A 16283-nucleotide genomic window follows, 5' to 3' on the forward strand; every position below is an offset into this window, starting at 1 on the left:
CCGTCAGGACCCACACAGATCTCGGTACGGCACACCGGGAAGATAACGCTCCCACTCCTTCTCGGTGATGAGGGTTCCGGCGTTGCTGCAGATCCCCGCAGAAACTGCGTCCGGATCGGTGCCCCACAAGCGAATTGTCTTGTCGGGGCCACTGCCGGCAATCACGTTGGCACTACCCGCGAACTGAGCGTCGTTGACACGCACGGGATAGGCCGTCAGCTGCGCAAACCGCTGAGGGTATTCGGGATTCGTGATGTCCCACAACCACAGGGATCCACCGCTGACCCCGGCCGACAGCAAGGTGCCCGCCTGGTTGACGGCTACCGAGTAGATCGCCCCCTCCGGCCCCGTGATGCGCGACAACGCTCTCGGCTCCGACGGATTCTCCACGTTCCACAATTGCAGACTGTGGTCTGCACTGCCGGCTGCCATGACCTTGCCGTCCGCACTGAAAATAACGGCCTGGGCGTAACTTTCGAACCCACCGACCGTGGACGCGATCTTCGGCGCATTGCGGTCGGAGATGTCCCACAGATCTACTTCGTTCTGGGCGTTGGCAACTGCCAGAATGTCGTCGCCCGGCCGGAACGCCATCATCTGCGGATAAGACCCGGTATCGGTAGACGACAGCACTTTCGGCGCAGCCGGATCGGAGACGTCGACCAGGGCAAATCCGTTGTCGTCCTGTGAAGACACCGCCAGTAATGATCCCGACGGATCCAGGGCGACAACCGCTACGATTCCTTCGACGTACTTCTGCGGAGCGCCAGTCAGTTTCGGAGCTGCAGGATCACTGAGATCCCACAAGTACGCGCCGCCGGTACCGGTGCCGGCCACTGCCAGGTCACCGTCCGCTGACAACGCCGACGCCCCCGTAAATCGGTCCTCACCGAGCGGTGTCAACTCGGGCAGCAGTACCGGATTTTCCAGATCCTCGGTATTCCATGCCAATATCGCACCTCCCTTGGCGCCGATGCCCGCCAGGAGACGTGAACCGTCGGCAGCAAAAGGACTGGTGTAGATGGTGTCTCGCGCCCCCGCCCACACCGGTCCGGGCATCGCCCATACCCGTGTCACACCGTTGAGTCCGCCGGTAACGAGTGTGCGCCCGTCCTCGCTGTAGTCGACAGTAGTGATGGCACCGGTATCCGGCAGAACCTCGATCAGAGCGCCGGTATGAGGGTCCCAGACTCGCACGGTGTTGTCGGAACTGCCTGCAGCAAGCCTGGTTCCGTCCTTGCTGTAGTTGAGTTCGTTGACGTAGCTGGAGAACCCGGGCAAGGCTGCCACCGGAACCGGGTGCGCCGGATCGCTCATATCCCAGCGCGCAACTTCGCGGCCAGTGGTACCCGCAGCAAGTTCCCGCCCGTCCGGACTGAATGCAACACCGAGGTAGTGGACGGTTGTGCCGTCTGGTTCGGTCGCGAAAATCGTTGGCGCGGCGGGATCTTCCCACTTTTCGACGTCCCACACCCGCAGGGTTCCCTGTCGCCCGCCTGCGACAAGCAACCGGCCGTCGGGGCTGAACGTAGCCGTCGCAATTCCCGTCGCCGGATATGGAAGGGGTGGCAAGGCAACAGCATCGGTAGAACTATCGATATTCCAGCGCAACACGTCCGGCGTCGAGGTCCCAGCTATCAGCTTTGTACCATCCGGGCTGAACTCCAAGTCCTGCACCACGTGGTCCGCGTCGACGAACAGCGTTCCGCGCACCGGGTTTTCGGGGTCCGACACATCCCACAATGCGCCGCCGCCGGTGCCGCCCGTAGCCAACAGTCGCCCGTCCGGACTGAAGGACACGGCGAACAATGCCGTCCCCTCGGACACCCCGAGGAATTCCGACTGCGGTGTTACCGATACAGCGCCGTCGACTACAGGGTACAGGCGAACCATTCCGTCGGAACTCGCCACGGCCACAACGGTTCCCGCATTATTGATGCGCGCCTTCATCGCGCCGGGCGGACCCACGATGCGCGTCGCGGAATGAACTCCGGACGCATCGAGTAGTGCCGAGCGCGCCTCGGTGGTCTCGTTGACATCGAACGCCGCCAGCGCAAGCTGCGCCGCCAACGACGGATCCTTGTCACGCATACGGATGGCCTCGGTAGCGACCTGACGAGACATCGCCTCATCGCGGGCCGCATCTGCCTCGACACGTTGATGATTGGCGCCGATACCCGCGACGGTGGCGACTACCGCCAACACCAACGCAATTACCGACGCGGCAGCCAACGCCGAGACAAGCCGTCGTAGCACAATCGTCCGTCGGCGATCAGCACTTTCCTGCTGATCACGATGCGCGATACTCGCGGCCAGGAAATCTCGCTCGGTGACGTTGAGATCAGCGGCCCTCGTCTCGCTCGGCTCCAGCGCCGGACCGAGATCACCCGCACTCAGCCACTCTTCGGTCAGTTGGAGCCTGGCGGGCCCGAGCAACGAACCTGGGTCGCGTCCACTGTCTTCCCAGACCTGCGCCGCATAGGTGAATCTGCGGTGCACTGCCAATCCGGCACGATCCGAATCGATCCACGTACGCAACCGACTCCAGGCCGACAGCAAGACCTCGTGCGAAACCTCCACGGTCTCCTCGTCGACGGTGAGTAGGCGTCGCAACGCAAAGTGGTCGATGACGGTATTGACGTCGTCGACGTCGTCACCGAGAAAAAGTTCGGCACGAGGAGCGCGTCGCCGCGTCTGCGTGACCTCGTCGACGTTGACCAATCGCAAGAAGATTCTGCACGCCAGCTTCTGTTGCCGCTCGGTCAGTTGCCCGTACACCTCCTCGGCGCTCTGCTGAACAGCTCCCGCGATTCCGTCGGTGGCGTAGTAGTCGGACACAGTCAGGGTTTTGCGTGTGGACCGTTGCCACGTACCCAACAAGGCGTGCGACAGGAGGGGGAGCGAACCGGGATCGCTCGCCGTGTGCGAGCCTCGCGGCGAAAGCTCGCTGATCAGAACCTGAACCAGTTCGGGTTGAACCGTCATCCCTGATTTGAGCGCCGGTTTGACGATCACCTCGTGCAACTGCTGCTCGGTGAGCGGGCCGACCACCATCGGAGAATCGTCGAGTAGCGGGAGCAACAACGGCTCCTCCGCGGCGAGTCCGTAGAAATCGGCACGCAACCCGATCACGACAACTGCGTTCTCACCGGCCTCCGACAGCGCCCGCAGAAACTCCTCACGCCGATCGCGATCGCACTGCGTCCACAGTTCCTCGAACTGATCGACGATCAGAACCGTGCGTTGGTCACCGACAGTCGGGATCGTGCCCGAACCCGGCGCCACGATCTCGACGTTCCATCCGTCGAACCGCGGATCGTCGCTGCCGACCTTGGGAGCGAGGCCCGCCCGAAGCAACGACGACTTACCGGAACCGGACGCCCCGATGACCATGAACTGACGTCGACTCTCACCCCGAATCGCCGACGCCACCCGCTCGGCCAAAACCGAGGTGAGTTCCTCGCGGCCGAAGAACCAATCCGCGTCCTCCTGCCGGAAGGATTCGAGTCCTCGGTAGGGAACCGTGGTGTCGCCGCGTCGACGCGCCGTCAACTGCCTTACTCGTTGGACTGCGCTGAGCCAGCGCTGGCGCTGCTCCTCGGAATCAACCCCGCAGGCCTCGAGAAGTTTGTCGAACATCGGCGTACTCGCCGGCGTCGGCAAGTGCTGTCCGGAGAACCAGCCGCTGACTGTTCCGTGGAGTCCGCCCGAACGGTCGACTGCTTCGCGGACCGTAAGCCCAGCGACCTTTCTCAGCGCGGTGAGCGCCTCAGCAAACTGCCCCCGCGACTCGATTTCTTCCGGATCGATCAGTTTGCCTGTGCCGGGTCCCGGCTGAGATTCCATAGCGAGGAACTTTATCCGAGCAGGTCAGCGAATTGTCCGTTGTATGGACTATGTATCGACCGCGTCGCGGACACAAACCTTTGCCAGATTGCTGGACATACTGGACAGACCGCATTTCGGCTGCTCGCAGCCCTCTCGCAAATATTTGCCGACTCCGGCACTTCCAGACCAGACAGCAACCGAAAGGCTTCATTCGTCATGGAATTCATCCACTCCACACGAACCCCCAACGGTTGCCTGATCCGCGTCGTCGACCGACGCCCGCTCAACCGCACACCGCGCCTGAGCGCACGAGAAATCGAAGTTTTGCTCGCCTGGCTTCGATCGGACTCCAAAGGGGAAGTAGCCGTGCTACTAGGTGTCGGCATCGGCACGATCAACACGCACATCGCCCGAATCCGCGCCAAGTACATCGGCGTCGGCCGACCCGCTCCGACCAAGGCTGCGCTGTTTGCCCGGGCCGTCCAGGACGGCCACACCACGCTCGAAGAATGGTGAATTACGCCGGCTGAAGCTCGGCCTCTTTCACCTTCGGCTGTGCCGGACGCAACCAACGTGGGAACCACGACGGCTGCTTGTCGGGCGCCTGATCGAGGACGCCGCCGGCAGGATCGTCGATGAACCCGTACCGCACCAAGTCCTCGTCCGGACGGTAAATCTGGCGCAGCACCACCGCGCACAGAACCAGAACGGCAATATCTCGGATCACGACTGTTCCGGTGAACCACTGCTCGGGCAGTCCCTTGTTGGAGACACCGAGGTAATACATCATCCGCGGAACCCACACCAACGCGTCGATAGTCATCCAGGCAAGAAGCAACCGGCGATGCGGCAAGGCCAGAACCGCCAGCGGCACCAGCCACAGTGAGTACTGCGGACTCCACACCTTGTTGGTCAGCAGGAATCCCGCGACCAACAGGAAACACAATTGCGCGACGCGAGGGCGTCGTTGCGCCGTCAGCGCGACATACCCGACGCCGACACACACGACGGCAAACAGAACGAACGAGACTGCGTTGAGGTTCGACGGTGACTCACCCTGTGCAAGCGGACCGTCCAGACCCGTCCACGGCGTAAACGACATGATGACGTTGTAAATCGAATCGGGATCGGCCCCGCGCTCGGAATTGAGGCGGAAGAACTCGTACCACCCGTTGGGGAACAAAGCCGCGATCGGCAGGTTCACCGCAAGCCACGCCGCGAGGGCACTGAGCGCCGTCACCAGCCACTCACGAGTTTTTCCGGTACGCAGACACAGGACCAACAACGGCCCGAGCAACAACAGCGGATACAGCTTGGCCGCACCGCCCAACCCCAACAAGATGCCCGCCAGAACAGGCCGCTTACGCGCCCACGCCAACAAGCCACCCATCGCGAAGGCCGTCGCCAAAGGATCGAAGTTCGTGAAGACATGCACGATCACCAACGGCGAACACGCGACCATCGCGCCGTCCCATACGCGTCGGCCGGCCAGGAGCGTGCTCGCCCACACCGTCACCAACCACGCCAAAGCCAAACCGAAAGCGACCACGTTGAAGTAGAGCGCCACCTGAATTGCGCCGGGCAGCCACGTGACCGAATCCCACGCCTTCGCTACCTTCATCGAGCCGTACTGATAGAGCCCCGACAACACCGGATACTCCATGTACCGCGTCTGAATCGAACCGTCGCCGCGCGTCTCTTCCCACGATTTCTTGTACGGGAACGCACCCTGATCGAGTCGCTCCGCGCCGTACAACGGCACCGTGTCCGAGTAACACAACGCGACGTACTGACGCGAGCCACTCCAGTCCAGACCCATCTGGCCCTGATCACCGAACGGCGCCTGCTGAATACACGCGGCCTTCGTCGACCAACCCATCGCCAAAAACACCACGGCCAACAGCAGAATTACCCGCATCGGCGTAAAAAAACGGGTCCGGCCGATCAGCGCATGCCGACCGACCGGACCACCGACGGTTCCCGACAGTGCAGACACCATCGGATCGTTCCGACTCGGAACATCACGCCAATCAGCTGACCGCGCATCCTCCGCCAACGGGGCAGGGGATTCGGAAGTCCGAAGTTCTGCCGGAGTTGTCGGATCGGCGTCATCTACATTGGCGGCCACTCCGCGAGGCTACCGCCTCGACTACTGTCCGGGGCTCACACCTGCCGGAGTCTCCTCGGTAGTAGTCACCGCACCCGACTCCGCGGTTGTTGTCGGGGGACGCGCCACTCCGGGTACCGGAATCGTGATACCCGGCAATATCTCGATATTTGTGGTCGTCACGACCACCGGCGGCTGCGTCGTTGTTGTCGGAGCCTCCGTAGTCGTCGGCGGAGCAGTCGTCTTCGGCGGAGCCGGAGCCGTGTACTCGGGAACACCACCAGCCTGACCGTTGATCTTGCCCGGCTTCGGGAACTTCTCGTTGTCCGTGCCGTCGAGCGCGCCGTCCATCGTGTCCTTCCAGATATCGGAAGGCAGACCGGAACCGTAGATCATTCCGCCGTACGAATTGGTGATGGCCTGACCGTCCGTCGTACCGACCCACACTGCCGTCGACAGTGAAGGCGTGTACCCGACCATCCAGGCATCCTTGTTCGCACCCGTGTCACCGAGCTGCGCCGTACCCGTCTTCGACGCCGACAGACGCCCACCGGCCAAGTTGTGGCCGTTCGAGTAGCCCGCGATGGGCTGCATCGCCGACGTCACGTTGTCTGCGACAGCCGGATCGATCCGCTGCTCGCCGGCGGGCGTGCCACGGTCCAGGAGAACCGTTCCGTCGGCCGCCACGACCCTCTCCACGAAGTGCGGAGCATGGAACGTGCCGGAAGCGGCGAGAGTCGCATACGACGACGCCATATCCAGTACCCGAGACTGATACTGGCCCAAAACAATTCCGTTGTTAGGCCCGGAACCGTCCGACTCCGTGAGCGACGGGCCGACGCCCGGAATGTTCTCCGGGATACCCGCCTTGTGCGCGATGTCCGCGATTTCCTGCGGGCCGTTGCCGTCAAGGCTGAGCATCTGACGGTAGAAGCTGGTGTTCAGCGAACGCTTGAGCGCCTCTGCAATGGTGCAGGTTCCACAACTTTCGCCTTCGACATTGCCGATCGAGATACCGTTGATCGTCAGCGGCGAGCTGTCGTACATCTGCGACAGCGGAATGCCCTGATCCAGGGCTGCCGCCAAACCGAATACCTTGAACGACGAACCCGTCTGCAAGCCGGCGTTGGCGAAGTCGTAACCGATTCCGTCCTCGCCGCCGTAGTAGGCCCGAACCGCACCACTACGCGGATCGACCGACACAACTGCGGTCCGCAGATCGTCCGGCTCACCCTTCATGTTGGAGCGCACCGCGTCCATCGCCGCGGCCTGAGCCTGCGGATCGATAGTCGTGGTGATCTGCAGGCCTTCGGTATTGAGCGACTGCTCGTTGATGCCGGCATCCGTCAGCTCACGGACAACCTGATTCTTGATCAGACCCTCCGGCCCCGTGATGCCTTGGCTTCCGTTGTCTACCTGAGCAAGTGGAATGTAGGCGGGATACTTCATCGGCGCGCGCGATGCCTGATCCAACGTCCCCGCGGTCACCATGCCGTCGAGCACGTAGTTCCAACGCGATTCCGCGCCAGTCGGATTGGTCTCCGGATCGAGAAGCGACGGCAACTGAATCGACGACGCCAAGACGGCGCCTTCCTCGACGGTCAGCTGGTCGACAGGCTTACCGAAGTACGCCTTGGACGCAGCCCCGATCCCATATGCACCGCGACCGAAGTAAATGGTGTTCAAGTACGCCGCAAGGATGTCGTCCTTGGACCACTCGTTTGCCATCTTCGACGAGATGACAAGTTCCTTCATCTTTCGCGTCAACGAACGCTCCGAACCGACAACCGCCGTCTTCACATACTGCTGAGTGATCGTCGATCCACCACCCGCGCTGTCCCGGCCGAGGACATTGTCACGAGCCGCGCGTGCAAAACCGGAAATCGAGAATCCGGGGTTCGTGTAGAAATTCCGATCCTCGGCAGCAAGCACTGCGTTGCGCACATGAACCGGAATCTGATCGAGCTGTACCTCGGTGCGGTTTCCCTCCTCCGGCGGAACGACAGTACTGATCACTGTGCTTCCGTCCGACGCAAAGATCGTCGCAACCTGATTGGTCTTGAGGTCACCCGGCTTGGGCACGTCCTGCACGATGTACGCCGCCATGAAAGCGAGAACCGGCAACACCATGCCGAGCGCCACCAACACGTACGCCGAGCGGCGAACTGTGCGCCACTTCGACTTCTTCTTCACAGCGTCCTTCTGTCCCTTCGGGGGTCGACCACCAGTGCCGTCGCCACCACCGGAACCGCTTGTCGGTGGCTTCGTCGGCGGGGGACCGGCCGGCGGACGCCCGCCGACATTCGTGCGGGTGGTTGCGGCGGTTTTATCGACGCGAGGAGTCGCTGCTGCTGCAACGCGCTGTGTCGGTTCCCCACCCGGAGTGGGGCGATCCTGCGGCGGGCGACCTTGTTGTGCGCCTTGCTGCGGACGGCCCTGTGGCGGCGGACCCATCGGACGACCCTGTTGCCCACCTTGTTGCGGACCTTGTTGCGGACGACCTTGCGGCGGACCCATCGGTCCACCCTGAGGCGGGCCTTGCGGACGCCTCTGCGGGGGCGGACCCATCGGACGCCCCTGCGGCGGAGGGCCCATGGGACGGCCCTGTGGCGGACCCATCGGACGGCCCTGCTGAGGACCTTGCTGCGGACGCCCCTGCGGCGGCGGCCCTGATTGTCGGCCTTGCTGCGGGCGACCCGGCCCCACGGGGCGATCATCGGGGTTGTTGGTGGGGGAACTCACGAAATCAAATCTCCAGTGGTCATGGACCGATCACATGAGACTTCGATCGGGCCCTTCTTCGGGTGTGGCGTTACTCGCTGGCGGTGCGCCGGCTCACAGACTGCTCTCGTCTGCTCGGTGGACGTGCTCGCCGCGGTCGCGGCGGCGCAGGGACTGCGCCGAGCACATAGGACTGCACCAAGTGGTTCCAGCTGCAGGAACGGCACACTTCTACGTCGTGCACCGTGAACTCCTCTGCTGTCTCCGCAAGCCGAGCGAGCTCGTCCGTCGTACGGGCTGATCCCGAAACCTGGCCGAGCTTCTCGCCGAACACCCAGGACACGAGCGTCAACTGTTCCTTGCGGCAGATGGGACAGAGAACATCACTGCCCCGGCCGTGGAACTTCGCGGCTCTGAGTAGGTACGGATCGGCGTCGCACACTTGCTTGACACCGGTCCTACCCGCAGACACCTCGGCCAGCACGGACCGACGCGCAAGCGCGTAGTCCACAACTTGCCGCTGTATCCGCACCTGACCAGAGTACGTGCGTCCGAGAGGCAGCGGACTGTTCGGGAGGGTCACGATGAACACATTTTTACTCCATGACTGGGCACTACCAGCGGAGATGAAGTTCACCTGTGAGTTCTCCGCAATCGGGTTCGCGGCCAAACGTACGGAAAACCCCCGAAATCACACATTCGGCGTGGATCTATCCGTGACATCTTGGTACACATAGCGCCCAGGTGTGTGGTTTTATATATCGGCGCGATATAGTTAGGCATCGCATCAAGCGGTTAGGTCCACAGACTCGGGAGGTGTCAGTTGCTCGAACTCGCAATTCTCGGGCTACTCCTCGAGTCACCGATGCACGGATACGAGCTGCGCAAGCGGCTCACCGGTCTACTCGGCGCATTCCGTGCGTTCTCGTACGGATCGCTGTACCCGGCACTTCGGCGCATGCAGGCCGACGGATTGATCTCGGAAGACGTCGACAACGCCACCGGCACGCTCAAGCGTCGGGCGCGCCGCGTCTACCAGCTCACTCCGGAAGGACGGCAGCGGTTCACTGAATTGGTCGCCGACACGGGACCGCAGAACTACACCGACGACGGCTTCGGCGTTCACCTCGCCTTCTTCAGCCGCACCCCCGCAGAAGCGCGGATGCGAATCCTCGAAGGCAGACGACGCCAGGTCGAAGAGCGCCGCGAAGGGCTTCGCGACGCCGTCGGCCGGGCCAGCGGATCGCTGGACCGATATACCCGCCAGCTCCACCAGCTCGGACTCGAGTCGAGTGAACGCGAAGTGCGTTGGCTCAACGAATTGATCGCAGCTGAGCAATCGACAACAGGAATTTCCCAGAAAGAAGGAGAGCCCGACCATGGGTGAGAACAGCACCGCGGTGCGCGTAGCAATTGTGGGCGTGGGTAACTGTGCCTCGTCCCTGGTTCAGGGCGTCGAGTACTACAAGGATGCGGACGAGACGGCCACCGTTCCCGGCCTCATGCACGTCAAGTTCGGCAAGTACCACGTCCGCGACGTGCAGTTTGTCGCCGCTTTCGACGTGGACGCCAAGAAGGTCGGCTTCGACCTCTCCGAGGCCATCCTCGCCAGCGAGAACAACACCATCAAGATCGCTGACGTCCCGCCGCTCGACATCCCCGTCCTGCGCGGCCCCACACTCGACGGCATCGGCAAGTACTACTCCGAGACCATCGAACTGTCCGACGCCGAGCCCGTCGACGTAGTTCAGGCCCTCAAGGACGCCAAGGTCGACGTCCTCGTTTCCTACCTGCCCGTCGGTTCCGAAGCGGCTGACAAGTTCTACGCTCAGTGCTGCATCGACGCAGGCGTCGCCTTCGTCAACGCACTGCCCGTCTTCATCGCCTCCGACCCGGAGTGGGCTGCCAAGTTCAAGGACGCCGGCGTCCCGATCGTCGGCGACGACATCAAGAGCCAGGTCGGCGCAACCATCACTCACCGTGTGATGGCGAAGCTGTTCGAAGACCGTGGCGTCGTACTGGACCGCACGTACCAGCTCAACGTCGGCGGCAACATGGACTTCAAGAACATGCTCGAGCGTGAGCGTCTGGAATCCAAGAAGGTCTCCAAGACCCAGGCCGTCACCTCGAACCTCACCGGCGCTCTCGCCGGCAAGGTTCACGACCGCAACGTCCACATCGGTCCCTCGGACTACGTTGAGTGGCTCGACGACCGCAAGTGGGCATACGTCCGGCTCGAAGGCCGCGCCTTCGGCGATGCTCCCCTGAACCTCGAGTACAAGCTCGAGGTCTGGGATTCGCCTAACTCCGCCGGCATCATCATCGACGCCGTCCGTGCAGCCAAGATCGCACTGGACCGCGGCATCGGCGGACCGGTGTACCCGGCTTCCGCTTACCTGATGAAGTCCCCGCCGGTCCAGATGGCTGACGACAAGGCTCGCATCGAGCTCGAAGCGTTCATCATCGGCGCCGACGAAGCTTAAGTCTCGACACAAAAGTGGCCCGCACCGATTGGTGTGGGCCACTTTTTTGTGTGGGACTACTTCTTGATCCAGGCCTCGTCCAGCAGTAGTTCATCGCTTGACGCACCCGTACGTCTGCACCCGGATGTCCTGCGCGATTGTTGATCTGGCCCACCATCGACAGACTGGCGACCTCGACAGAGACAGCGTTAATGATGTTGTTCCGGTGGAAGTTTCGATACTACGAATCTTCGATGATGACAGTTGGTGTCAGGGATTGTGCGGAGCAGTCAGCGCACCGACGGCCATTTCGATCAGATGCGTAACCATGTCGTCGAAAGAAGCGGCGCCGGCAAGCAACCCCTCTTCCTGGCGTTGTTCGTATGCCGCGAAAGCCGAGACCATCATGTTCATGATCAGATCCACCCGAGTCGCAGCCGCATCTTCCGGGAGATGCACCAGTGCACGGCGGAGCCTGACGATGATCTCACGACTGACGCCGCTGATATCGGCAAAATCGCGGCTCGTGAAGTCGACCCGCGGTGTCATACGTGCCGAGAATCGTGCGTAATGCGAACCGTCCGTGACACTTCGGAGATAATCGGCGAGCGGGACGATCGACACTTCGATGAGCGAACGGATGTCTTCTCCGCGCCCTTCACTGTCGACGACCTCGAGATACGCACTGCGCGCTTCGTTCAGTTTGGCCAGACGACGACGGAAGACTGCAAGGAACAACCCGTCACGGCCGCCGAAGTAGTACTGCACGGCGGACACGTTCTTCTGTCCGGATTCGATCACGATCTCACGCAGAGAAACCTCGTCGACACCCCGTTCGGCAAACATCCGATCTGCTACATCGGTGATTGCGTCTCGCGCTGGACTCGGCTTGCTCATGTAATGGACCATATGATGCACGACATTAAAAGTCAACGAAATTTGAGACGTCGGTGACACCGATAGACTTTGAATGAACGCTCACACGTGAATCGAGGCTCCCATGTCGATGTCGTCGCTCCCGGTGCTCGACCTCGCACTGTCCGAGAATCCGGACACCGCCGAACTGTTCCGCAAACAGCTCCGCGACGCGACGCACGAGATGGGTTTCTTCTATCTGGTGGGCCACGGAATCTCCGATGACCTGCAACGACGCCTGCTGGACGTCGCCCGTGAATTCTTTGCTCTCCCGACTGCCGAGAAACTGGCTATCGAGAACGTCCGCAGCCCACACTTTCGTGGATACACCCGCCTCGGCGGAGAACTCACCGAAGGTAACCAGGACTGGCGCGAACAGATCGACATCGGCACCGATCAACCCGCTACCCAACTCAGCGACGATTCACCGGCGTGGGAGATCCTGCAAGGCCCCAACCTGTGGCCCGACGCGCTTCCCGAACTCCGCGAAGTCATCACCGAATGGAACGACGCACTCACATCCGTAGCGCTGAAGCTTCTGCGGGAGTGGGCAGTTGCCTTGGGGCAGGATCCGCACATCTTCGACGAGGCGTTCGCCGAAGACCCGTCCATCCTGATCAAGGTGGTGCGCTACCCGGGCAGGCCACCAGGTGCGGGAACTCAGGGCGTCGGCGGACACAAGGATGCCGGAGTGTTGACCCTGCTGTACATCGAACCCGGCAAAGGCGGCCTACAGGTAGAGCACGACGGTGAGTGGATCGATGCGCCGCCGATCGACGGTGCACTTGTGGTCAATATCGGCGAACTGATCGAGGTAGCAACCGGTGGATACCTGAAAGCCACGGTGCACCGGGTCATTTCACCGGAAGGCGGCGGTGAGCGAATCTCGGTGCCATTCTTCTTCAACCCGAACTATGCGGCACAGATCCCGGAATTCGATCTCCCGCCGGAACTCGCAACGCGCGCCACCGGAATCACCGTTGACGCAAACAATCCCATCCACGATTCCTACGGCGCCAACGCACTCAAAAGTCGCTTGCGGGCGCATCCCGACGTGGCGGCGCGGTGGTGGCCGAAAATCGTTGCAGCCCAAGGCTAAGGTCACCGTTCACGCCCGGTGCGCCTCGTGCGACTGTGGCCGGTACCGTTCCTTGCGCCCACGCGGCGGGGCCGGCACCGGTCGCACTGAGGTGGTTGACAAAGAAGGTGCCCGCCGATTCGACGCGACTCCTCTCGAAATAGGTGCGCACCTTCTCCCACTTGACGGCAATGCCGGCGAGGTTCTCGAGCTCGTAGTCGTCCTGTATCGCCACCCGGGGATCGCCCCAGCGCGGCCCGAAAGCTGTTGTCGCTGAGAAGTCTTGCAGCACCACGATTTTGCCGCGGGCCGCGCCGAGGGTTGGTAGGCCCTCCACATCGCCGCCAGGTGCCGTCCAGAGGTGTTCGGCCAGCAGGTCACACGTCTCGGGATTCTCGCGGATGTACCAGTTCAGTGTCGATTCGAACGTGCGCGTGTTTTCCGCTGCGGTGAACTCCTCCTTCACTCGCATCAGAATGGTCTCGCCTGGGTTGCCTCGGAGGAAGGCGCTGACCTGGCGCACGACGTCGGCGAAATTCGCGTGCAGATATTCGACGTCGTGATGGATTGCAAACGTGTCCCGAAAGTGCCTGCACCGGATGTCGATTGCTCGAATCCCGGCCGAGAGTTGCATTGGTAGATCGCGGTCCTGGGTGGCGGCAAAAATACTGGCACCGCACGCCATCGAATCGTGAGTGCCGGGGGTCGAAAGCGCGCTCAGTGTCGTCGTATCGGCCAACCGGCTCATCCAGTCCGGAGCGACGGAGTCTGCCAGATCACCGCCGGCAGTGCTCCCGGCAGACACGGTTCCCGGGGACGCCGAGTGCGAATCTTCGGAACCTGAAAGTGATTGTGCACCAGCTGATCCAGGCCTCATAACCAGCCCGATTGCGGGCAGGAATGCGAATCCGCGCATTGCAGACCGGCGGGAGACAGTCGCGGGTCCGGGCACGGCGACCTCATCGAGTCCGGGGAATGTACGCCGGACGGTGCTACCGGGCTGCTCGTATCGAATCAATGAACGGCTCATCTCTGATCTCGTCACTGTTCATCCGGATCGAGAGTGGACGATTGTTATACCAGGAGAATTCGACGAATTTCGCAGAATTGAGCGAATAGCAGTTTCGGAAGTCCGATGCTGGTGGTCGCGTAACACTGCCCTCCTAAGTCATGCACGTTCACTGGCGGGATGCGAACTGAACTGTTCGGCCAGCGGCGGAGCGTCCCACATGCCGGTGACGACCTCGATATATACGCCGGGCCGTACGCCGGCTCCGCACCCAGATCCACCCCCAACCCAACTCAGACGACGGTCAATGCTCGAAGCAAGCAGTAATGTCCGTAAATTGTTGCAGCCCAGGGCTATACGTTTCCATCCGTTGCCGAGATCGACCGACAACATTCATTGCGTCGGCACACCCGACGGTTGCGGCCCATCCGTACGAACAAAGCCTCATTTGGTGTCGCTCGCTCGAAAATTAAGTGCCACAGAAGGTTTGGAAGGTTTCGCTGAATGACTGCGGGGCGGCCGTGGTGTAGTCGGACCACTCGTCGCGTCGATCGAACGGATGCGTGACGACCTCCAGTAGCTTCTCGAAGGGAACGAGGTTGCCGTCGGTCGCGGTGCGCAAGGCCGCATCAAGCTGATGATTGCGTGGAATATACAGCGGGTTGACACAGTCCATCGCGTCCGCGGTCTCCACTGCCCCGCGCCCCTGCTTCGTCAGGGCGCCGTGCCACCGCTCCAACCAGGACCCGATGCGCTCCCGTGGCACGAGGCCGTCGAGGGGCTCCGAATTTCCGCGCAATTCGTCCGCAAGTGCACGGAAGGTGCCCGTCCAGTCTGCACCGTGTTCCACCATCAACGTCAGCAGATCGTCGACCAGTGCGTGATCGATGGTCTGGCCGGCCAAACCGAGCTTGGCCGCCATACCGGCCACGTAGTGGCCCTCGTACCGCTCGTCGAAAGTATCGAGAACTGCTGACACCGCGGCAATCGCATCATCGGGTGTGGAATCGATCAGCATCAACAGTGATTCCGCGAGACGTGCCAGATTCCACTTCAGAACAGCGGGCTGATTGCCGAACGCATAGCGGCCCCCGCGATCGATCGAACTGAACACAGCCGACGGATCGAACGCGTCGAGGAAGGCACACGGACCGTAGTCGATGGTCTCCCCCGAAATGGTCGTGTTGTCGGTGTTCATCACCCCGTGAACGAAACCGATGAGCATCCACCTCGCCACCAGTGACGCCTGCGCCTCGACCACCGCCTCGAAGAACTTCAGGTAGCGATTGCTTTCACCCGTTGTCGGCAGTTCGATCAGCTCCGGGTAGTGGCGGGCAATCGCGTAGTCGGCGAGCGGCTGCAAGATCGCACCCTGCCGGACCGCGTATTCAAAGGTGCCCACCCGAAGGTGACTGGACGCGACCCGTGCGAGCACAGCACCGGGTTCGGCGCCGCTGCGGCGTACATCCTGGCCCGTTGCGACCACCGACAGCGCCCGCGTCGTGGGACTGCCGAGGGCATACATCGCCTCGCTGACCAGGTATTCGCGCAGCATCGGGCCGACAACGGCAAAGCCGTCACCGCCCCGAGAGAACGGCGTGCGCCCCGAGCCCTTGAGATGCAGATCCACTCGCCGACCATCACTGTTCACCAGTTCACCGAGCAGCAACGCCCGACCATCCCCGAGGATTGGTGCGTACCCACCGAACTGATGACCCGCATACGCCATCGCCACCGGTTTCGCCCCGACCGGCACCGTCGACCCGGACAGGACGCCAATCCCGTCGTCGCTTCGCAGTGCCTCGACTTCCAACCGCAGCGACCCCGCGAGTTGCTCGTTCACAACGAGCAACTGGGGATCCGGCGCCTGAGCGCCTTGCCACGGCACCGTCAAAGCGCCCAGCTCGTCAGCGAAGGTGCTCTCGAGGCCGGCCACCGCTGGGTCGGTGCCTACTGTGGAATTCTGGATTGCAGCCATCACACGAGGGTAGTCACCACGCGAGCTGTCCCGTCGCTCACGACCGACAGCTCGAAAAACTGAGCAGGCCCGAACGCAATACAACGATCGGATAGCGAACCCCCGAATACCCGAACCGGAATAGTCACCACAAGCAATGATTCGTTCGAGAACCGTTACCGCACATCGTTTCAGCCAAACCTGAC

The 16283-nt window shown here is 62.1% G+C and carries 11 protein-coding genes; 4 read left to right on the forward strand and 7 right to left on the reverse strand.

Annotation, left to right across the window (positions count from 1 at the left end; genetic code table 11):
* Positions 1-3: 3 nt before the first annotated feature.
* On the reverse strand, positions 4-3846 hold the full coding sequence (locus QM600_RS11780) for an nSTAND1 domain-containing NTPase (protein WP_283261641.1): 3843 nt from the start codon (positions 3844-3846) through the stop codon (positions 4-6).
* 198 nt (positions 3847-4044) lie between these two features.
* Between QM600_RS11780 and QM600_RS11785 the strand changes: the two genes are divergently transcribed.
* On the forward strand, positions 4045-4344 hold the full coding sequence (locus tag QM600_RS11785) for a helix-turn-helix transcriptional regulator (protein ID WP_283261642.1): 300 nt from the start codon (positions 4045-4047) through the stop codon (positions 4342-4344).
* 1 nt (position 4345) lies between these two features.
* Here QM600_RS11785 and QM600_RS11790 read toward each other — a convergent pair whose 3' ends face one another.
* From QM600_RS11790 to QM600_RS11800, 3 genes are all read right to left on the reverse strand, one after another.
* Positions 4346-5956, reverse strand: a complete 1611-nt coding sequence (locus QM600_RS11790; protein WP_283261643.1) for a glycosyltransferase family 87 protein — start codon at positions 5954-5956, stop codon at positions 4346-4348.
* 21 nt (positions 5957-5977) lie between these two features.
* On the reverse strand, positions 5978-8128 hold the full coding sequence (locus QM600_RS11795; RefSeq protein ID WP_349307258.1) for a transglycosylase domain-containing protein: 2151 nt from the start codon (positions 8126-8128) through the stop codon (positions 5978-5980).
* A gap of 619 nt (positions 8129-8747) precedes the next feature.
* On the reverse strand, positions 8748-9188 hold the full coding sequence (locus QM600_RS11800) for a DUF5318 family protein (RefSeq protein ID WP_094270513.1): 441 nt from the start codon (positions 9186-9188) through the stop codon (positions 8748-8750).
* A 291-nt stretch (positions 9189-9479) separates the two neighbouring features.
* Here QM600_RS11800 and QM600_RS11805 point away from each other — a divergent pair, with 291 nt between their 5' ends.
* A complete protein-coding gene (locus QM600_RS11805; protein ID WP_283261645.1) occupies positions 9480-10043 on the forward strand; it encodes a PadR family transcriptional regulator in 564 nt (187 codons plus the stop codon).
* Positions 10036-11139, forward strand: coding sequence for an inositol-3-phosphate synthase (locus QM600_RS11810; RefSeq protein WP_283261646.1), 1104 nt, complete (start codon positions 10036-10038; stop codon positions 11137-11139). Before QM600_RS11805 ends, QM600_RS11810 begins: the two co-directional genes overlap by 8 nt.
* 249 nt (positions 11140-11388) lie before the next feature.
* On the opposite strand, the gene QM600_RS11815 is transcribed toward QM600_RS11810, so the two are convergent.
* On the reverse strand, positions 11389-12015 hold the full coding sequence (locus QM600_RS11815; protein WP_283261647.1) for a TetR/AcrR family transcriptional regulator: 627 nt from the start codon (positions 12013-12015) through the stop codon (positions 11389-11391).
* Between the two features lie 103 nt (positions 12016-12118).
* Between QM600_RS11815 and QM600_RS11820 the strand changes: the two genes are divergently transcribed.
* The gene (locus tag QM600_RS11820) at positions 12119-13132 is read left to right on the forward strand and encodes an isopenicillin N synthase family dioxygenase (RefSeq protein WP_283261648.1); all 1014 of its coding nucleotides are present in this window, start codon (positions 12119-12121) and stop codon (positions 13130-13132) included.
* On the opposite strand, the gene QM600_RS11825 is transcribed toward QM600_RS11820, so the two are convergent.
* Positions 13059-14141, reverse strand: a complete 1083-nt coding sequence (locus QM600_RS11825; protein ID WP_283261649.1) for a phosphatidylinositol-specific phospholipase C — start codon at positions 14139-14141, stop codon at positions 13059-13061. The genes QM600_RS11820 and QM600_RS11825 overlap by 74 nt on opposite strands.
* Positions 14142-14589: 448 nt before the next feature.
* Positions 14590-16098: a protein adenylyltransferase SelO gene (locus QM600_RS11830; protein WP_283261650.1), complete on the reverse strand. Its 1509-nt coding sequence runs from the start codon at positions 16096-16098 to the stop codon at positions 14590-14592.
* Between the last annotated feature and the right edge of the window lie 185 nt (positions 16099-16283).

Origin of the sequence: Rhodococcus sp. IEGM 1379, assembly GCF_030056815.1 — a bacterium.
Classification (GTDB): domain Bacteria; phylum Actinomycetota; class Actinomycetes; order Mycobacteriales; family Mycobacteriaceae; genus Rhodococcus_F.